At 49.6% G+C, this 18,494-nt stretch carries 17 protein-coding genes; 8 read left to right on the top strand and 9 right to left on the bottom strand.

Translation table 11 applies throughout. The annotated features are described in order from the left end of the window. Window positions 1-71: 71 nt before the first annotated feature. Complete coding sequence (locus H6G50_RS01120; RefSeq protein WP_190712426.1) at window positions 72-1,400, bottom strand: P-loop NTPase fold protein; 1,329 nt, start codon at window positions 1,398-1,400, stop codon at window positions 72-74. 277 nt (window positions 1,401-1,677) lie between these two features. Here H6G50_RS01120 and H6G50_RS01115 point away from each other — a divergent pair, with 277 nt between their 5' ends. From H6G50_RS01115 to H6G50_RS01100, 4 genes are all read left to right on the top strand, one after another. After that, window positions 1,678-2,472 (top strand): FtsQ-type POTRA domain-containing protein, encoded by a 795-nt coding sequence (locus tag H6G50_RS01115; RefSeq protein ID WP_190712424.1) that lies wholly within the window; start codon window positions 1,678-1,680, stop codon window positions 2,470-2,472. A 223-nt stretch (window positions 2,473-2,695) separates the two neighbouring features. Next, window positions 2,696-3,997 carry a cell division protein FtsZ gene (ftsZ, locus tag H6G50_RS01110; RefSeq protein ID WP_190712422.1) on the top strand — a complete coding sequence of 434 codons (1,302 nt, stop codon included), beginning with the start codon at window positions 2,696-2,698 and terminating at the stop codon, window positions 3,995-3,997. A 9-nt stretch (window positions 3,998-4,006) separates the two neighbouring features. Next, a complete protein-coding gene (thiD, locus tag H6G50_RS01105; RefSeq protein ID WP_190712420.1) occupies window positions 4,007-4,825 on the top strand; it encodes a bifunctional hydroxymethylpyrimidine kinase/phosphomethylpyrimidine kinase in 819 nt (272 codons plus the stop codon). A 54-nt stretch (window positions 4,826-4,879) separates the two neighbouring features. Continuing rightward, window positions 4,880-5,404 (top strand): hypothetical protein, encoded by a 525-nt coding sequence (locus H6G50_RS01100; RefSeq protein ID WP_190712418.1) that lies wholly within the window; start codon window positions 4,880-4,882, stop codon window positions 5,402-5,404. Window positions 5,405-5,470: 66 nt separating this feature from the next. Here the strand turns inward: H6G50_RS01100 and H6G50_RS01095 are convergent, their stop codons facing one another. Beyond that, the gene (locus tag H6G50_RS01095) at window positions 5,471-6,139 is read right to left on the bottom strand and encodes a hypothetical protein (protein WP_190712416.1); all 669 of its coding nucleotides are present in this window, start codon (window positions 6,137-6,139) and stop codon (window positions 5,471-5,473) included. A gap of 23 nt (window positions 6,140-6,162) precedes the next feature. On the opposite strand from H6G50_RS01095, the gene H6G50_RS01090 reads away from it, so the two are divergent. Further along, window positions 6,163-7,389 carry a class I SAM-dependent methyltransferase gene (locus tag H6G50_RS01090; RefSeq protein ID WP_190712414.1) on the top strand — a complete coding sequence of 409 codons (1,227 nt, stop codon included), beginning with the start codon at window positions 6,163-6,165 and terminating at the stop codon, window positions 7,387-7,389. Between the two features lie 75 nt (window positions 7,390-7,464). Here the strand turns inward: H6G50_RS01090 and H6G50_RS01085 are convergent, their stop codons facing one another. From H6G50_RS01085 to H6G50_RS01075, 3 genes are all read right to left on the bottom strand, one after another. Then, window positions 7,465-7,911 carry a BON domain-containing protein gene (locus tag H6G50_RS01085; RefSeq protein ID WP_190712413.1) on the bottom strand — a complete coding sequence of 149 codons (447 nt, stop codon included), beginning with the start codon at window positions 7,909-7,911 and terminating at the stop codon, window positions 7,465-7,467. An 84-nt stretch (window positions 7,912-7,995) separates the two neighbouring features. After that, window positions 7,996-8,571: a general stress protein gene (locus tag H6G50_RS01080; protein WP_190712411.1), complete on the bottom strand. Its 576-nt coding sequence runs from the start codon at window positions 8,569-8,571 to the stop codon at window positions 7,996-7,998. A gap of 105 nt (window positions 8,572-8,676) precedes the next feature. Beyond that, the gene (locus H6G50_RS01075) at window positions 8,677-8,949 is read right to left on the bottom strand and encodes a GlsB/YeaQ/YmgE family stress response membrane protein (protein WP_190712408.1); all 273 of its coding nucleotides are present in this window, start codon (window positions 8,947-8,949) and stop codon (window positions 8,677-8,679) included. A gap of 255 nt (window positions 8,950-9,204) precedes the next feature. Between H6G50_RS01075 and H6G50_RS01070 the strand changes: the two genes are divergently transcribed. Then, the gene (locus H6G50_RS01070) at window positions 9,205-10,926 is read left to right on the top strand and encodes an ABC-ATPase domain-containing protein (RefSeq protein ID WP_190712406.1); all 1,722 of its coding nucleotides are present in this window, start codon (window positions 9,205-9,207) and stop codon (window positions 10,924-10,926) included. Window positions 10,927-10,991: 65 nt separating this feature from the next. On the opposite strand, the gene uvrC is transcribed toward H6G50_RS01070, so the two are convergent. Next, window positions 10,992-12,884 carry an excinuclease ABC subunit UvrC gene (uvrC, locus tag H6G50_RS01065; protein ID WP_347239840.1) on the bottom strand — a complete coding sequence of 631 codons (1,893 nt, stop codon included), beginning with the start codon at window positions 12,882-12,884 and terminating at the stop codon, window positions 10,992-10,994. Between the two features lie 206 nt (window positions 12,885-13,090). After that, window positions 13,091-14,482, bottom strand: a complete 1,392-nt coding sequence (gene asnS, locus H6G50_RS01060) for an asparagine--tRNA ligase (protein ID WP_190712404.1) — start codon at window positions 14,480-14,482, stop codon at window positions 13,091-13,093. Window positions 14,483-14,713: 231 nt separating this feature from the next. Between asnS and H6G50_RS01055 the strand changes: the two genes are divergently transcribed. Continuing rightward, window positions 14,714-15,580 (top strand): diguanylate cyclase, encoded by an 867-nt coding sequence (locus tag H6G50_RS01055; protein ID WP_190712403.1) that lies wholly within the window; start codon window positions 14,714-14,716, stop codon window positions 15,578-15,580. An 84-nt stretch (window positions 15,581-15,664) separates the two neighbouring features. Further along, window positions 15,665-16,306 carry a hypothetical protein gene (locus tag H6G50_RS01050; protein WP_190712401.1) on the top strand — a complete coding sequence of 214 codons (642 nt, stop codon included), beginning with the start codon at window positions 15,665-15,667 and terminating at the stop codon, window positions 16,304-16,306. Window positions 16,307-16,528: 222 nt separating this feature from the next. On the opposite strand, the gene raiA is transcribed toward H6G50_RS01050, so the two are convergent. Continuing rightward, window positions 16,529-17,182, bottom strand: coding sequence for a ribosome-associated translation inhibitor RaiA (gene raiA / locus H6G50_RS01045; RefSeq protein ID WP_190712399.1), 654 nt, complete (start codon window positions 17,180-17,182; stop codon window positions 16,529-16,531). Between the two features lie 489 nt (window positions 17,183-17,671). Next, window positions 17,672-18,436: an FHA domain-containing protein gene (locus H6G50_RS01040; protein ID WP_190712396.1), complete on the bottom strand. Its 765-nt coding sequence runs from the start codon at window positions 18,434-18,436 to the stop codon at window positions 17,672-17,674. Window positions 18,437-18,494 lie beyond the last annotated feature (58 nt).

Below are 18,494 nucleotides of genomic sequence, written 5' to 3'. Positions count from 1 at the left end.
GACAAGAGCGAGGGAATAAGCGAGCAGAACCCGTCCTATCCTCGCCCTAACAGCAGTTACACGCCGTCTTATTAGACTCCCATTGCTTGCAGGCTTTTAAAGCGCTCGGTTTCAGCTAGAGCGGGATTCACCCCGAACCAGCGTCCTGCCTCGTCGCGATATTCAAATACGAACATACTGCGCAGCAGCGCTTGATATTCTTGCTCGCCTTTGACGATTTGTTTGCTGACGACTTGGGAAATGAGCGACCATTCATCTTCTTCGACGGCCAAGACGATATCATCGCGATAGGCATCGATCGCTTGCTCGATACACTGTCGGGAAAAAGGCGGATCCTGTTGTTGCAAGCAGTTGAACAACAAGCCTAAGAGAGTGCGAACGTGGCCGCCGCTAATATAACAGAGGCGATCGAGCGTACTGGGATGGTCTACTACTTCGCCAATCAAACTCAGCCGCGTTTGCGGATCGACCTCTGGAAAGGCGCGAGCAAGGACGAGTTGACGCAGCAGCGCCATACCTCGAACGTTTTCGCTACCATTGCGTTGGTATAGCGGAACCATTGGCAGCACTTTCGGAGCCACTCCGCCGCCAAGACGGTTTTTTAGGGACTGAAACTCATTGGAGAAAATCAGCGATAGGGGTAGCGTGTAAACGACATGGCATTGCAGGCGGCGCAATTGGGGGCCGCGATCGATAAAAATGTATTCGGGGAGCGATCGCGTCTGAGTCGCCATTTGTGCCGATACTCGGTCTAAATTATCCACGATCGCCACCAATCCACGCTTGCCGCGCAGTTTCAACTCCTGAGTGCCGCGCTGCATAATTTCTTCGTTAATCGCCCGCAGAATCCCTTCTACTCGCGGTTCCAGGGATTGCCGCAACTGCTCTCGCAATTTTGGACTTTCTTTCGTGCGCGCCGTGATGCGGGCAATGCCAACAGAAAGTTCTGCTTCCGCATCCAACTCGATAGGGGTTTGCAAGAAATTTTTAACTTCGGAAAACAAGTTGCCAAAGTAACCGGGTTTGAGGTGAATGCCAACCGCCTCCAAGCTTTCGCTGACCGATCGCGCGATTGCCAAAAGAATGTCGCTAATGCTAACATCTGCCAGATCTAAGTCCCGACTCGACTCAAAATAAACAACGTGGAATTGTTGCTGTTCCAAAGATGCTTTGAGTCGCAGCAGTTCGGTCGATTTCCCGCAGCCGATATGTCCGGTAAACAGTTGACAAGTCGGTTCGTCCGGCGAAAGACGGGTAATCGTTCGCTCGAGCGCTTCTACAATCTTTCCTCCCCTGACAGAGGAGAAATCGATGTAATAGCTCCGATCCTCAGCATTGCTTAAGTTCAAGGTCTTGCTCGGGTTGCAAGCCTTGAAAAAATTTAGTAGATGCAATTTCATGATGCGTCCTGATGGAAGAAATAAAGCCCGAGCTAAGCTACATGGCTTTTTTAGCGTACAGATTGATGCTTGCCTATCATCTTACGATCTGGCGGTCGTTAACATTGATCTCGATCGCAATTCTTGCGTGTCAAAGATTTTATTCTTTTAAAAAATAAAAATTTGAGTAACCTCCCGGAAAAGTCACAGCCACTCACGAATAAGACTGCTATAGTTGAGGAGCAACCTTCCGCGCAATTCATTAAAACCCCGAAAACCTCACCCTGAAAACCTTACCTTGACCAGCATTGGCTCAGTCTCTCCCCACGACCTCAAAGCCCGTCGCGCGCAACTCAAACGCCGTCGGCAGTTAAAATTGCTGCAAGCTTTCTGGAGATTGCTCTTGGTTAGCGGCATGGCAGGCGGGTTAACCTGGGGACTCACCCAGCTAAATTGGACGATAGAGCGTCCCGAACAAATCGCCATTGAAGGCAACCAACTGCTCTCGCCGACAGCGATTCGCACTCTACTGCGCCTATCCTATCCTCAACCCCTTTGGCAGGTTCGACCGCAAGTTCTCAGCCAGCAAATGGAGTCTGCCCCTCCCATCGCCGAAGCAACGGTTACGCGCAAACTTCTGCCCCCCGGCTTAACCGTCACGGTTAAAGAACGGCAGCCCGTCGCGCGCGTCCTCGATTCCCGCAGCCAGCAAGAAACAGGCTTTTTAGACGAACGAGGAATATTTCTACCCGAAGGCAATTACGCCCAGCTTTTAGCAGAAGCTAGCCTCCCGGAACTTCAAGCACTGGGAATCGATGACTCGTTAAGGTTAGCTTGGCCGGAAATTTATCAAGCGGTTCGGAACTCTCCGGTTCAAATTTTCGCCCTCGACTTTCGCAATCGGAGTAACTCAATTCTCACAACCGAATTGGGGATCGTTCATTTGGGTCAATATCAGTCCGGTACGCCGCGTTTGACGAAACAATTAGAAATGCTCGCTCAAATGCGCGAACTCCCAACTCGCCTTAAAACTTCTCGCCTTGCCTACATCGACCTAACGAATCCCGATTTTCCAACCGTGCAGTTGCGCTAAAGCACTTAACGTCTCGGACTATGCTACCCTTGACCCAACAAGTCGCCGAGCGTTAACCTTCTTGAGGCTAAGACTCAAAAAAAGCCCAATGCGATCGATAGAACTTCATTCGTTCTCGATCGCGGCGTTATCGATACTCGACCCCGGCTGAAAACTTGTTTGAGTTGTAGTGCTGGATTAGAAAGGATACCGTAAAATTGTCTATTAATCTTTCCCCAAAGAAATGACACATAATAGTAAACTAGGGCAGAACCCTTCTTATGGGGAGCATCCAGAACCCCCTCCTGTGGCAGCCACCGTGGAAAACAACTATTCATTTAGCAGTACGGGACTTTCATTCCCTCCGAGCAGCGATCCTCGAGAAATGCACCGGGAAACCCTGCGCGGCGATAATATCGTCCCCAGTAATATCGCTAAAATTAAAGTCATCGGCGTTGGTGGGGGAGGATGCAACGCGGTCAACCGCATGATTGCCAGCAACGTCACGGGCGTAGAGTTTTGGGCGATTAATACCGATGCTCAAGCCTTAGCCATGAGTGCTGCCCCCAAACGCTTGCAAATCGGTCAGAAGTTGACGCGCGGTTTAGGGGCGGGCGGCAATCCTTCCATCGGTCAAAAAGCCGCAGAAGAGTCGCGCGAAGAGATTGCCCAAGCTCTAGAAAATACGGATTTGGTGTTTATTACCTCCGGGATGGGCGGCGGGACGGGAACGGGAGCCGCCCCCATCGTAGCCGAAGTGGCAAAGGAAATGGGCTGCTTGACGGTGGGAATTGTGACGCGCCCGTTTACATTTGAAGGTCGCCGCCGCACCACGCAAGCCGAGGAAGGGGTTTCGGCGCTCCAAGGTCGAGTCGATACGTTGATTATTATCCCCAACAATAAGTTGCTGGAAGTGATTGCACCGGAAACGCCGGTTCAGCAAGCCTTTTTGGTGGCGGACGATACGCTGCGACAAGGAGTGCAGGGGATTTCCGATATTATTATTATTCCCGGTTTGGTGAACGTGGACTTTGCCGACGTGCGCGCGGTAATGGCAGATGCGGGATCGGCGTTGATGGGAATCGGCACGGGATCGGGCAAGTCGCGAGCGCGAGAAGCCGCAATTATGGCTATTTCTTCGCCCCTGTTGGAATCGTCGATTGAAGGGGCAAAAGGCGTGGTGTTTAATATTACGGGCGGCAGCGATTTGACGCTGCACGAAGTGAATACAGCCGCCGAGACGATTTATGAAACGGTGGATCCCAATGCCAATATTATTTTTGGTGCGGTGATCGATGAGAAGATGCAAGGAGAAATTCGGATTACCGCGATCGCGACCGGATTTAGCGGCGAAGGCGAACCCAACCCCCCCACCGCCCGCGCCATCCCAACTCAAACGCGATCCTCGGTTCCTTCTCCAACGCCGCCCCCTCCCGTCGCCCGCCCCATCACTCCCGATCCTACGGCTAATGCTGAAGATCCGAGCGGGCTGGGATTGGATATTCCCGAATTTCTGCGGAAGCGTAGAGGTTTCCCCCGACGCTAGAGCAAGATAATGATTCCAGTTGCTTTAACGATCGCGGGTTCCGATAGCGGCGGCGGTGCGGGGGTCCAAGCCGACTTACGGACGTTTGCGTTCCACTGCGTCCACGGAACCAGCGCTCTGACCTGCGTCACGGCGCAAAATACCCTTGGCGTAACCCGGGTCGAAGCGTTACCCGTTGAAGTCGTTACGGCTCAAATTGAGGCGGTAGCGAGCGATATTGGCGTGCAAGCAGCGAAGACGGGAATGCTGCTCGAGGCAGAGATTATCGAAGCCGTCGCGCAGCAGGTCGAACGGTGGAATTTTAAGCAGTTGGTGGTAGATCCGGTGATGGTTTCGCGAACGGGGGCGCAATTGATTGACGATCGCGCGATCGCCACCCTGAGAAGCACTTTACTTCCCCAAGCCGCGATTGCCACGCCGAATCGCTACGAAGCGCAAATTTTGAGCGGTACGGAAATTGAAACCCTCGAACAGATGAAAACCGCCGCCGAAATGATTCAGCAATTCGGTGCAGCAGCGGTACTCGTGAAAGGGGGAGGGATGAGTGGGGAATTACGAGGCGTAGATGTATGGTTCGACGGCGAGCATTTGGAAGTGCTAAAAACAGAAACCATACAGACGAACCATACTCACGGAACCGGCTGTACTTTAAGTGCCGCGATCGCTGCTAATCTCGCTTTAAGTTACGAACCGCTAACAGCCGTTCGTCGCGCCAAAAACTATGTTACCGTTGCTCTGAAGCATTCCTTAGCCTTGGGGAAAGGAACCGGACCGGTGGGTCATTTTTTTCCGCTGCTGCAAGGCGAACGCACCCCCTTTTCCGGCTGAATTCGCGCTGGAATTATGAGATCATTCTTTTGAGAAAACGGAGCCTTTCACCTCATGTCTAACACTCGCACTCAACCTCCCCAATCCACAAAGACAGCCCCCGCCAACATCAACGCAACCAACGTTCCCCACCGCGCCTCCGTCCCGATTAGCGTCTACCGCGAACTCGCCAACGAATTACAGGCAGCAGAAGAACGCTTAAACACTCTCAAAGACGAAAATCAGCAATTACTCCAACAAAATCGCCGTTTGCGCCAAGAAGCAACCCGATTGTTCGTTTCCGCGCAACAATTGCAGCAGTTAGTAACGAGTTCCGACGAGTACGGCAAACCCCTGCCTGTCATTTCGCCGGTTCGCCTAGAAGAACCAGCAGACCTAACGCCCCATTCGCAGAGTGTTTCGCCCGAAAACTGGGTCATGGAAGTGGAAGAGAAGGCTTCCTACCGTCCGAGTGCGGCGAAGGGTTCTTCGGAAATTAGCGGTTGGGTATTGGCGACGGCGGTAGGCTTAATCGTCCTGACGGCATTAGGTTTGGGTTTTTTGGCGATGCGCTTCGTTATGAGCAGCAAAAATAGTTAGTCTTTCTAACAACAGGATGTCAAATTCTCCTTAATTTTTTGATACCTTCCGCGTGGCGGGTTATGGTTAGCGACGAAGACCGATAATGTCGTCGTAGGCCGCCGCGATCGCGCAGTACGATAGGGGTAAGGTAACGAAGAGTCCCAAACCCAAAATGAGCGCGCCGCCGAGATTAATAGCCAACAGCGCCAGGACAAAAGCGAAGGCGCGAAACCATTGTTGAGTGATTGTTAGGCGACTGGTTTCTAAGGCCTGCCAAAATTTTAAGCGGCGATCGATAATTAGGGGGGCGGCGAAGATATAGCCAATGATGAGATAAAGCCCGGGAATGAAGATCAGGGAGATGAAACAACCGGTGAAAATTAATAAGGCAGCCACAAGGTTGGCAATGACGAGGTGAGGAAAAGCAGAAAAGCTTTGAAAAAAATGTTTCAGTCCCACCCGTTCGCGCCGTAACATCGGGAAAATTCCCGCAAAAAAGCCCGCCCAAATCGGCGGCAGCAAAACCAGCATTAGCAACGAGGTTAGAGCCAAACCGAGTTTGGTGGGAATTAAGAAAATAATACTACCCGTTGCGGCTGTGACACAAAGCGCGATCGCGCAATACGCTATCAATAAAACTGCATTTTCTTTTAAAATATCCCAGCCGCGCCGGAAATATTGTTTGAGATTAAATGGATAGCGCTCGATCGAGTAGATTTGAGGATTATCGGGTTGCGCGCTCTCTTGCAGCATAGCGATCTGTATCGGATAGATTGATGGTTAATTATAATCAAAAGACTTGCCAAAATAACCGCTTTGTGAAAGAAAATTTTACCCCCCTCTTTGAGCGCCTGCGAGAGCGAATCGCCGCGACTTCCGGACAGCGCATTACCTTTGCCGAGTACATGGATTTCGTCCTGTACGATCCTCAGTACGGCTACTATAGCGCTGGCCATGTCGAAATCGGCCGCCAAGGTGACTTTTTTACCTCTGCTTCCCTCGGTGCGGATTTTGGGGAGTTACTCGCGGAGCAATTGGCGCAGATGTGGGAAATTTTAGACTATCCTGCACCCTTTGCGGCCCTGGAAATGGGAGCCGGACAAGGGTTGCTAGCCGCAGATATTTTGCGATACTGGCAGCAGCATTATCCCGAATTATTCGAACGGGTTGAATATATCATTGTCGAGCAATCGCCCTCGTTAATCGCCAGCCAACAAAATTTATTACAAGAATGGCTTGACAAGGGGATAAAAATACGCTGGCAAAGTTGGGAAGAAATCGCAGATGAATCGTTAGTGGGCTGCTGTTTTTCTAATGAGTTAGTCGATGCGTTCCCCGTGCATCGGGTGACGAAGATTGGAGGCAAATTACAGGAAATTTATGTGACGCTTTTTGATGCGGGATTAATAGAAGTAGTGGGGGAATTATCGAGCGATCGCATTCTCGATTATTTTAAAGCGATCGACCTCGATTTAACGGCTCCTGCCTATCCTGAAGGGTATCACACCGAAGTCAATCTCGCCGCGCTCAACTGGTTGGAAACTGTCGCCCAAAAACTCAAGCGAGGCTATCTTGTTACGGTTGACTACGGTTATACGGCGCAGCGCTACTATCAACCGACGCGATCGCAAGGAACGCTCCAATGTTACTTCCAACATCGTCACCACAACAACCCCTACGTTAACCTCGGACAGCAAGATCTAACCGCTCATGTTGACTTTACCGCTTTAGAACGTCAGGGGGAATTACGCGGATTAAAGACTGTCGGTTTTACGCAACAGGGATTGTTTTTAATGGCTTTAGGATTAAGCGATCGCCTCGCCGAACTTTCTAGCGGCAAATTTAACCTCCAACAGATATTGCAACGAAGAGATGCCCTGCATCAACTCATCGATCCGTCGGGTTTAGGCGGTTTTGGCGTATTAGTCCAAAGTAAGGGTTTAACGGAATTAGAAGCCATGAAAACCTTGAAAGGCTTATCTTTTCCAGCTTACGACAATTAAAAAGGGATATTGCCTTGCAATACCCCTCTAAGGTTGAGAGAAGTACGAAATACTCACTTCTCTCTATTCTTCTATCTATTTGCCAACCGTTGCTTTTACTGTTACGCCCTTGACCCCTTTAACTGTTTTAACAGTGGGTTCAATTTTCTTCAGTTCGGCATCTGTAGCAACTTTACCGGATACGGTGACAGCACCATCTTTCGATTCAACTAATAACTGGCTGCCGGGAATCGATTTTTCTAACTCATTGCGAACTAAGCTAGAAATATCATTATCTGCGAGTTCACCAGGGCTTCCAGCCGCAGTATTGCGTTGCTCGATCGCGCGCTTGTCAGATTCAATCTGCTTTTCGCGCACTGGATTGGTTGCGTCTTGAGCATTCTGCGTCTTATCTGTCGCTGTTAAATCGCCACCACTACCACTTGTTGTATTGGGTGCATCAGCGCTCGTTTTAGCACCGCTGCAAGCGACTGTACCTAACAACAGAACACTACTTAGTAAATAAGGAACAAACTTTTTCATCTATTTAATTCTCCTTGCCGATAATTGAAGCCCTATTGTAGAACAAGTGGTTGATTGTTAACACAGCAACCTTCTACTTGTTAGCTACATAAGCCGCGAGCCACCTTCCGGAAGCGGTTTAACATTGGTATCGTAAACGCCCCACTCTTCAACGCCGCGAGTGCTGAGAACTGCTTCTGCTTGTCGAACTTCGGCTTCTGTACCGTCAACGACTACAACATAATGACCTCTTCCTAAACGGTCGTTATAAACGACGGCTCTATCTTCAGGAATACCCAAACCAACTAAAGCACCGATTAATCCACCAGCGGCTGCACCGAGAGCGCCACCTGCTACTGTAGTTGCCAAAGCAGTCGCGGTTGCTCCAGCTAACATCACTGGTCCTACTCCCGGAATCGCTAGGGTTCCTAAACCGACTAACAATCCCGTCAAACCGCCTAAAGTACCACCTGTAGCAGCGCCCTTAGCAGCGCCTTCGTCTGCTTTATTGCCGACATCTTCCGTTACCGCAACGTCAGCGATATCACCTTCATCTGAATTGCGAGCAATGATAGAAACATTGTCCATGCGGAACCCTGCGCTTCTTAGCTCTTGCAGAGCGGCTTCAGCAGCGTGACGAGTTGAAAATACACCTACAGCGCGACGATCGTATCCAACCATGAATTTTCTCCCAAAAATTGTTCTATATTGAGTGGGTAAATGATTTGAAATGTTTCAATCTAAGCAAATTTCTGTTATGAAGCTCGATTGAATCAAGATTAAGTTTTAAACAGCCGACGAACGAGAAATAGCGTTCCAAATGAAGATAGCGATAATAGCACCAAGAACGGCTAAAGCTACGCCCGGAATGCTCAGAGCGCTTGAAGCTAAAGCGAGCTTCCCAGTTTCGAGGAACATCGCTAAGCTACCACCAACAAAAGCACCAATAACACCGAGTAAAATTGTTCCGAGAATACCGCCGCCTTGATGACCGGGATAGATTGCTTTAGCGATCGCGCCAGCCAATAAACCTAAAACTACCCATGCAATAATATTCATGATTTCTACTTTCGCCTCCAAGGAAATTTGTGTTTGTTTCGTTTGTTACTTACAAAGATACTAATTGCATTTCAAAAAAACATCATTCCCAAGATATAATCCCAAAGATGAGTGATGAGAACGATGGTAGCCCGCCTTTGCAGCCCTCTCTTCCAACAAGGGAACTCGCGATCGCGATAAAAGCTAGACCTGACGCTATAAGCTAAAATTACGGTTTGGGAATGACCATCCTGAAGGTGAAATAGGCGAACCTCAATGCGCGACTCCTCCTCTCTTTACAGTACACTCCTCGACTTAGACGCTAGGGGTTATAAAGCTTACAAAGATATTAAGGGGCGCTATTCTTTTCCAGAATTTACCCTGATTATCGATCGCGTTCAAGGCGATCCTTTTGCCTCTCCCAGTCAGTTGCGAGTGCAGGTTCCCCAAAATTTTGCCCAATTGCCCCCCCAACTTTATGCCTCCCCCAGCCGCGAAATCGCCCTGCGAGACTATCTCGCCCGCCGCTTCGAGTGCGTCGCCCAAAAACTCAGTTCGCATCGCGGTACGGGGAAAAGCGGACTCATTGCCATCGCCCACCTCGGGCAAGAAGTGCTGGCGAGAACGGCGATTTTAGTCAATGAGGGCGAGATTGAAGCGCGATTTGTTGTTGGATTGCCCGCGCGCGGCCGTCAAATTCTCGGCAGACAAGCGGCAGAATTATTATGCGAAGATATCCCTAATATTGTGCGCGGCGCGCTGCAATATATTGCTGTTGATGCGAAAGCGCTACAACAGCACGTCGAAACGGTGGAAGATGCCGATTGGTTGCGCGAGGAGTTAGTGCGGCGAAATTTAGTGGCTTTTGTGGCGAACGGTGCAATTTTACCCCGACGGAGTGGCGTAGACGAACGTCCTTTAAAGGAAGGGGCGCTTCCTTTCCAATCGCCCCCCTCGCTACAAGTCGAGTTCGATTGTCCCAATCGCGGTAAGATTGCCGGGATGGGCATTCCGGCGGGCGTGACGCTGATTGTGGGCGGCGGCTATCACGGTAAGTCTACCTTGTTGCGCGCGATCGCGTTGGGCGTATACAATCGCATTCCGGGGGATGGGCGCGAATTCGTCGTTACTCACCCCGCTGCGATGAAAATTCGCGCTGAAGACGGGCGCAGCATCGTTGGAACTGATATTTCGCCCTTTATCGATAACTTACCGGGTGGCAGTTCGACGCTAAATTTTTCTACCACCAATGCCAGCGGTAGCACGTCTCAAGCGGCGAATATTATCGAAGCGTTGGAGGCGGGCGCGGAGGTATTATTGATAGATGAGGATACGGCGGCAACGAATTTAATGATTCGCGATCGCCGGATGCAGCAACTCATCGCCAAAGACAAAGAACCGATTACCCCTTTCATCGATAAAGTTCGCCAACTCTACAGCGACTATGGCGTATCTACCTTGCTGGTGATGGGCGGAAGCGGCGATTATTTTGAAGTCGCCGATATCGTCATTGCGATGGATAACTTTCAAGCGCGCGATGTCACCGCTGAAGCCAAAGCGATTGCGAAAGAATACGCCAGCGAACGCCAGTGCGAGGGCGGCGAGAGATTTGGGCGCATTACCCCCAGAATTCCCATTGCTAGCAGTATCGATCCCAGTCGCGGCAACCGGGCGGTAAAAGTTAAGGTGCGCGATGTTGATGAAGTGGCGTTTGGTACGGAGGACATCGATTTAGCGGCGGTGGAACAGCTTGTCGATGCGGGACAATTGCGCGCGATCGCGGCGGCTCTCGTTTATGCTAAAGATTGCTATATCGACGGCAAAAGAACCCTAGCAGAAATTATCGATCGCATCTTTGCAGATCTCGAAGCACAAGGACTCGATGCGATTGACGACTTTCCGCGTGGCGACTTGGCTGGATTCCGCCGTTTTGAACTAGCGGCAGCTTTAAATCGATTGCGGACATTACGGGTGGAAAAATTAAAAATTAAAAATTAAAAATTAATCCACCGTTCAACCCGCAAAATTATTAACCCCATCATTCGGAATTACGGGCAAAGAAACTATTCTTGATTCGGATGGAAATATTCAAAAATCTCCTGTGCCAAACGCGGGCCAATTCCGGGGGCAGCCGTTAATTGCTCGGCGCTCGCTTCGCGAATATAATCAATAGAGTGGAAGTGGGCGAGCAGTTGTTTTTGGCGCTCGAAACCGAGTCCGGGAATTTCGTCGAGACGCGATCGCCTGCCCTGTTTTAAGCGTTGTTGGCGGTGGAAACTGACGGCAAATCTGTGTGCTTCATCTCGCACTCGTCGCAGCAGTTGTACGCCCGGTTGTTCGGCTTCAGTCGGTAACGGTAAAGATTCGCCCGGTAAAAAGATTTCTTCGCGTTGTTTGGCGAGGCTGACGATTTTTAAGTCTTCTAAAATTGTCCCGTTCGTATCGGTTTGCAGCACGGTAACGACAGCAGAAAGTTGTCCTTTCCCCCCATCTATCATCACTAAATCGGGAAAGTCGGGGTCGCCCTGGCGCGGTAAACTGGGATCTTGCAGGTATTTGCGGAAGCGACGGCCGAGAACTTCAGCTAGAGAGGCGAAGTCGTCAGAATGTCCGATGGTGACTTCAGGATTTTTGATTTTGTAGTGGCGGTAGTGTTGGTTGGCGGCAATCCCGTCGATGAAGACGACTTGGGAGGCGACGGCATTGGAACCTTGGATGTGGGAGATGTCGTAGCCTTCGATGCGTTTGGGGAGTTCGGGTAAATCGAGAATTTCGGCTAAATCTTGCAAGGCTTGTTCGTTGCGATCGCCTTCTCGTTGCGCTCCTTCGAGTTCGTAACGCGCATTCCGTTCCACCATCTCTATTAATTCTGCCTTAATTTGGCGCTGCGGCGAAATAATGCTGACTTTTCGCCCTTTGCGCTGGCTTAATCCATCGCCGAGGATTTCGCTATCGGGGAGTTCGTGTTGCACTAAAATTTCGCTGGGAATTTCGACGGGATCGACAAGGCTATAATGTTCTTCGAGGACGCGCTGGAGAATGGTTCCCGGCTCGAAACTATCAGCGCTAGGGACTTCGGCAAAGTAGCCCAAGCGTCCGACAAGTTTTCCGGCGCGGATTTGGAACAGTTGGATGCAGCAGCGTTTTTCGTCGGCGGCTAGCGCGATCGCATCGCGGGAGATGGTATCGTCGGGTAAGGAAACTTTTTGATCCGCGTGCAGCGATTTCAATCCCTGTATTTGGTCGCGAATCCTCGCCGCTGTCTCGAAGTTTAAGGCTTCTGCGGCGGCTTCCATCTGTGTATTGAGAATATCGATTAATTCCCCCGTTCGCCCTTGGAACACCATCGCCACTTTCTGCACGGTTTTATGGTAGTCTTCGGAGCTAATCATCGCCTGACAAACCCCAGGACAGCGACCCATATCGTAATTGAGGCAGGGGCGGTCTTTGAACAGGGGTTTGGGGCGCTGGCGCAACGGGAAAATGCGTTTGATGATATAAAGGGTTTGTCGCAGTAGTCGCACATCTACATAAGGCCCGTAGTAGCGGTCTTGGGCGTTACTCGCGCGACGCTTGCGAGTGATGAAAATACGCGGATAGTCCTCCGACCAAGTGATGCAAACATAGGGATAACGTTTGTCATCTTTAAGCAGGACGTTGAAATAAGGCTGATGGAGCTTGACTAAATTCGACTCTAATGCTAGCGCTTCGGCTTCGCTATCGGTGACGATGAATTCGATCGCGCAAACTTGTCGTACCATCATCGCAATGCGATCGCTCAATCGTTGGGAATCGCGGAAATAGGAACGAACGCGCGATCGCAGCTTTTTCGATTTGCCGATGTAAAGGATACCATCAGTAGCATCTTTCATCAAATAAATCCCGGGTTCGGCAGGGATTTCTTTTAAGCGAGTTTCGAGGCGTTCGGGAACTTTGACGAGGGGAGTTGGTAGCACGGAGGGATAAATTATGAGTTATGAGTTATGAGTTATGAATTATGAGTTATGAGTTAGGAATTATGAGTTACGAATTACGAATTACGAATTACGAATTACGAATTACGAATTACAAATTACAAATTACGAATTACGAGGGGGAGATTGAGTCTGCCGAATTTAAATGCGCCTTAGCTTAAACTCCCCCAAAAAAGCTCCCCTAAGCCTTAAAATTCTGCACTTAACGGCACGCGCGGGAAAGGAATCACATCGCGAATATTATTCATTCCCGTCATAAATTGAACCAACCGCTCGAACCCCAAACCAAAACCGGCGTGAGGAACAGTTCCGTAACGTCGCAAGTCGAGATACCACCATAATTCCTCTTGAGGAATGTCCATTTCTGCCATGCGCTGCTCTAACCGATCGAGGCGTTCTTCCCGCTGCGAACCGCCGATAATTTCCCCGACTTTTGGGGCGAGAACGTCCATCGCCGCGACCGTTTTACCGTCATCGTTCAGCCGCATATAAAAGGCTTTAATATCTTTAGGATAGTTATAAACAATGGTCGGTTTCTTGAATAATTCTTCGGCGAGATAGCGTTCGTGTTCCGATTGTAAATCGACTCCCCACTCGACGGGAAATTCAAAAGCGCGATCGCACTTTAATAGCAACTCCACCGCCTCAGTATAACTAATCCGCTCGAACTGATTGCTAACGATATTTTCCGCCGTCGCTAAGACCGTCTTATCGATACGCTGGTTGAAAAATTCCAGGTCTTCCGGACAAGTATTGAGAACGGAATTGAAAACATATTTTAGGAAATCTTCCGCCAAGTTCATATCGCCTTCCAAATCGCAAAAAGCCTTCTCCGGCTCGATCATCCAAAACTCGGCAAGGTGGCGGGAGGTGTTAGAATTTTCAGCGCGGAAGGTCGGCCCAAAGGTATAAACGTCTTTAAAAGACATCGCCATAATTTCGGCTTCAAGTTGCCCGCTAACCGTGAGATAAGCGGGTTTGCCAAAAAAGTCTTGACTGTAGTCTATTTCGCCATTTTCCAAACGCGGAATCTCTTTAAGATTCAGGTTAGTCACGGCAAACAGTTCGCCCGCGCCTTCGCAATCGCTGGCCGTAATTAGGGGCGTGTGAACCCAGAGGAAACCGCGTTCTTGGAAGAATTGGTGAATGGCGCTAGCGCAAGCGTTGCGAACGCGGAAAACGGCTCCGAGGGTATTGGTTCTCGCTCTCAAATGTCCGATATCGCGCAAAAACTCAAAGGAATGGCGCTTTTTCTGGAGAGGGTAGGTTTCGGGGTCGCAACCGCCGTAAACTCGCACGGATGAGGGTTGCAATTCGATACGCTGTCCTTTTCCTTGGGAGGGGACTAATAGGCCGATCGCTTCAACGGAGCTTCCGGTGGTAATTTGTTTGAGGAGCGGTTCGTAATCGGGCAGATCGCCGTTCAGGATAACTTGCAGGTTCGCCATTGAGGAACCGTCGTTGATTTCGAGGAAAGCAAACCCTTTGAGTTCGCGCTTAGTCCGCACCCAGCCTTGTACGGTGACGGTTTCGTCGGGTTGACCGTTGCGTAAGATATCGGTAATTCTTCGAGCTTCCATAGTGTTGGAGGTAGGCTAGCGCAGTTCAAGTTTTTACTTTAACCTATCTGTTCGGTCTTGAACTTCAAGTAAAAGGTTTGTTAGAGTATAATCCCAATTCGGGTTGAGATCGCTCACCCAGATTGTTGAAAATGTTATGCTGTACTCAAAGAAAATTCGCTCCTTATCTAGGTAAAATCCGCAATGTCGAGCAATATTTTTGCTAGTCAAGTTTTTTTACCGACCGAGCCTATGGATAATACTAATTCTGAAGAGAGTGAGAAACCGCTCCTAGAAAACGCTCGCTCTTTGCAGGAAAAAATTAAGCAATTAGAAGCTAAAAATTGTTTGTTGCGATCGGCGCTCGATACCCAGATTTCTCGTAACCTTGTCTTGTCAACTTCGCTAGCACTGGTTACGGAAAGTTTGCAAAACGAGATCGCGAAGCGGGAAAGCTCCGAACGCTCGCTGAGAAACTTAATTGAGAATATCTCCAAGCAAAAAGAGGATCTGGAGATTTTAATTCAAATTTTGGTCGATCATGCCGATTCTTTGGATATTCAATGGCATCAAAAGGTGATGTATGCCACGCACTTAGCAGCGATCGATTCCCTCACCCAACTCTATAATCGTCGCGGTTTTGAGGAGTGCTTAAATCAGCAGTGGAATGTTCATTTAACCCAACAGCACTCTTTAGCCCTGCTGATGTTTGATATCGATTATTTCAAGCAATATAACGATACTTACGGTCATATCGCGGGCGATGAATGTCTGAAAACTATTGCTCGTCTGTTTCGGGAAATCTTCGATACTCACTGCTATTTTACGGCTCGGTACGGCGGGGAGGAGTTTGCTGCAATTTTACCGCACGCGGAGTTGCCAGAAGCGATCGCCATCGCGGAATTACTTCAGTCGGAAGTCGCTAAGCTACAACTTCCCCATCTCGGTTCTCTCTGCCAGTCCTACGTCACCATTAGTATCGGCGTAATCGCCGCTACCCCTACGCCAGAACTCTCTCCCTTAATGTTATTGCAGGAGGTCGATCGCTTGCTCTACCAAGCCAAGCAGAACGGGAGAAATCGCATTACTTTCCCCGAAGACGGCATTGCAACAGAATAATTTGTCTGTTGAAAGTGCCGAACAGCCTGATATCATGCTCGAGGAATCCCTTCCCAAAGTCAGTTTGACCGGAGTAAATATACCTTGGGCATCGAACTTCGCAGTTACGTCTATATCGACAGCTTACAACCCCAACACGCCGCTTATATTGGAACGGTCGCTTTAGGATTTCTACCGCTTCCGGGAGATTCTTCACTGTGGATAGAAATTTCCCCGGGGATCGAAATTCACCGTATTACCGATATTGCCCTGAAATCTACTGCGGTTCGTCCCGGCGTACTCATGGTCGAACGTTTGTATGGCGTTCTGGAAATTCATTCGAGTCGCCAAGGAGATACCCGCACGGCGGGCGTAGCAATTTTAGACTATTTGGGGGCGCACGCCCGAGATTGCCTCAAGCCTCGCGTCGTATCGAGTCAGGTGATTCGCAATTTGGACGCGCATCACGTCCAGTTAATTAACCGCGCGCGTCGGGGACAGATGATTGTTGCCGGACAAACCCTGTATGTGTTTGAAGTCGAACCGGCTGCCTATGCAGCTTTGGCTGCGAATGAAGCTGAAAAAGCCGCTTCGATTAATATTATCCAAATTTCCGCGATCGGCAGTTTCGGGCGGATGTATCTCGGCGGCGAAGAACGGGATATTCTCGCAGCAGAACGCGCGGTTCTCGCGACAATGGAAAATTTACCCGGAAGAGAACATTCTGTGTCGGGACGGAAGGAGTGATGAATAATGAATAATGAATGATGAATAATGAGTTATGAATGCTAAGTGCTAAATTACGAATTACGAATTACGAATTACGAATTACGAACTACGAATTACGAATTACGAACTACGAATTACGAATTACGAATTACGAATTATGCCCAAAAAATCCCCCTCCCATAGCGCTTGTTAGGTGGGGGATTTTTTGTAGATTGCTCCGTTTAATCGCTCGAGACGAGATTAGCGTTGAGGGGAGGATTGATGTTCTTTTTCATCGGTTCGCGCTTGAGCGGTTTTGCCGTTACGAGTGCCATTGCCGTTGCCGTTCGCGCGCGGGATGATTACGCCATATCCGCCGTGATTGCGGCAGTATACCGTGTTAATTTCGTCGGTTTCACTGTTGCGGAACACATAGAAGTCATGATCGATTAATTGGAGTTGTATCAGGGCTTCTTCAATTGTCATAGGCGGCATCGCGAAGTATTTCGTGCGCACGACTCGCTCGGGCAGTTCGACGTGGCGATCGCCAATTAAATTTTCAACCACCGGATATTCGGCCACCATTTCACCGGTTTTCGGTTGAACGTGGGTGCGATCTAGCATTTTTTCCTTATATTTGCGGAGTTGACGCGCAATTTTATCGGCAACTAAATCAATGCTTGCATACAAATCTTCACTCCCTTCCTGCGCTCGGATTGTCGAGCCATTCGCATGAACGGTTACTTCGGCTTTGTGACTATTACTAACTCGATGATTTTTAGCAACGGATAAATGAACGTCAACTGTTGTAATCAAATTCTGAAAGTGCTTAACGGCTTTTTCCAGCTTCTCCTTCACGTAATTATCGATCGCTTCCGTAACGACAATATTATTGCCCTGGATTAAAAGCTTCATATGCACTGCTCCAATTATTACGATTGTAAGGTTCGCATTTTCAGGAAACGATTGACCTCGTTCGAGGGCGTTGTTATTCTTGCCATACGCTGCTGAAAAATGAGGCAAAACGTCCCTTAAATGCCCTGTTACTTTACCCTTAGCAAGTCTAGATTTCTCCAAACTGCAACATTAAGACTTCAATTCACTTTAGGCGAGTTCGCATTACCTTAGAGCGAAAGTGTTCCAGCTTTTTTTTATTGTCAATCCAACTGAAATACGATAGGCAGTCATCAGTTGCGACTCGCGTTGGGGAGAGATTATCCATGCCGCGAATTGCTTGAGGGTGTATAGCTCTTATTGTAATCGCAAACCCTAATTTTTCTACAATATTCAGTTAAGATTCGGGATAAATGTCACACTTCTTTAAGCAACTCACAATCCCAAGAAACCCGATTTCGGTGATAGGTCTCTACTTCTTCGTTAAAACCGGGTTTCTTGGTGTTGGTGCTAGGAGAGTTGGAAAATGAACGTCACTTTATCTTCTTTGCCAAGGGCGATGCGATCGCCTGCTCGCAAGCGGTGGCGATTGCCGGGAGGTAAGGGCGTATGGTTGACATACGTGCCGTTAGAACTGCCCACATCTTCGAGGTAATAGATACCGCCTTCAACGCGAATATCGGCATGAACGCGCGAAACGACGCTGGAATCTGGGAAACCGGAAACGTCAATATCAGCCGGGATCGCCCCGCCCGGTTTGCCGATATGAATCACGGACAGTTGGCTGGGAAGCTCGATTTTAGAGTTAGTTTGAACGTGGAACAAGCTAGCTTGCTCGAGTTGAAGCTGAGTAGCAGAATTTCCGGCGGGGGCTGGCGGTGCAGGAGGCGGCGCACTGGGGGGAACTTCAGGAATCTGGCTTTCTGCTTCTGCTTCTGCTGCCATCGGGGTGCTGGGGATGGGGGGCGGCGTAACGGAGGGCGGCGCGCTGGGGATGGGTTCGAGATCGGGCGCGCTGGCCGCCGGAGAAGGAGCATTGATTGCTGTGGACGGAAGGGGTTCCGGAATAGCGTTCTCGTCCGGATTAACGGCGATAGTTGCCTGTCCCGTGGGCGGTTTGAGGCTATAGCCGCATTGACCGCAGAAACTTGCATCTTCTTGAATCGTTGCGCCGCAGTTCGGGCAGTTCGTAGTGACGGGCAGCGGTGTATAGCAAGCTTCGCACTGAGTTGCACTTTCGGGATTTTGGTGATTGCAATTCGGGCAAACAATCATAATAGTTGTCAGTTATCGGTTATCGGTGAACAGTTATCAGAAAACAGCGGGCAGGTGA

The organism is Oscillatoria sp. FACHB-1406 (assembly GCF_014698145.1).
GTDB lineage: Bacteria > Cyanobacteriota > Cyanobacteriia > Cyanobacteriales > Spirulinaceae > FACHB-1406.
The sequence above is the reverse complement of the archived record's forward strand: the minus strand, read 5'-3'. Positions and strand labels throughout refer to the sequence as shown.

Excerpts from the sequence above, each read along its gene's own strand:
- thiD (WP_190712420.1), top strand. The coding sequence starts at position 4,007 with ATGATTCCAGTTGCTTTAACGATCGCGGGTTCCGATAGCGGCGGCGGT.
- H6G50_RS01040 (WP_190712396.1), bottom strand. The coding sequence starts at position 18,436 with ATGATTGTTTGCCCGAATTGCAATCACCAAAATCCCGAAAGTGCAACT.
- H6G50_RS01080 (WP_190712411.1), bottom strand. The coding sequence starts at position 8,571 with ATGGTTGGATACGATCGTCGCGCTGTAGGTGTATTTTCAACTCGTCAC.
- asnS (WP_190712404.1), bottom strand. The coding sequence starts at position 14,482 with ATGGAAGCTCGAAGAATTACCGATATCTTACGCAACGGTCAACCCGAC.
- H6G50_RS01095 (WP_190712416.1), bottom strand. The coding sequence starts at position 6,139 with ATGCTGCAAGAGAGCGCGCAACCCGATAATCCTCAAATCTACTCGATC.
- H6G50_RS01100 (WP_190712418.1), top strand. The coding sequence starts at position 4,880 with ATGTCTAACACTCGCACTCAACCTCCCCAATCCACAAAGACAGCCCCC.
- H6G50_RS01085 (WP_190712413.1), bottom strand. The coding sequence starts at position 7,911 with ATGAAAAAGTTTGTTCCTTATTTACTAAGTAGTGTTCTGTTGTTAGGT.
- H6G50_RS01070 (WP_190712406.1), top strand. The coding sequence starts at position 9,205 with ATGCGCGACTCCTCCTCTCTTTACAGTACACTCCTCGACTTAGACGCT.
- H6G50_RS01055 (WP_190712403.1), top strand. The coding sequence starts at position 14,714 with ATGGATAATACTAATTCTGAAGAGAGTGAGAAACCGCTCCTAGAAAAC.
- raiA (WP_190712399.1), bottom strand. The coding sequence starts at position 17,182 with ATGAAGCTTTTAATCCAGGGCAATAATATTGTCGTTACGGAAGCGATC.
- H6G50_RS01075 (WP_190712408.1), bottom strand. The coding sequence starts at position 8,949 with ATGAATATTATTGCATGGGTAGTTTTAGGTTTATTGGCTGGCGCGATC.
- H6G50_RS01120 (WP_190712426.1), bottom strand. The coding sequence starts at position 1,400 with ATGAAATTGCATCTACTAAATTTTTTCAAGGCTTGCAACCCGAGCAAG.
- H6G50_RS01090 (WP_190712414.1), top strand. The coding sequence starts at position 6,163 with ATGGTTAATTATAATCAAAAGACTTGCCAAAATAACCGCTTTGTGAAA.
- ftsZ (WP_190712422.1), top strand. The coding sequence starts at position 2,696 with ATGACACATAATAGTAAACTAGGGCAGAACCCTTCTTATGGGGAGCAT.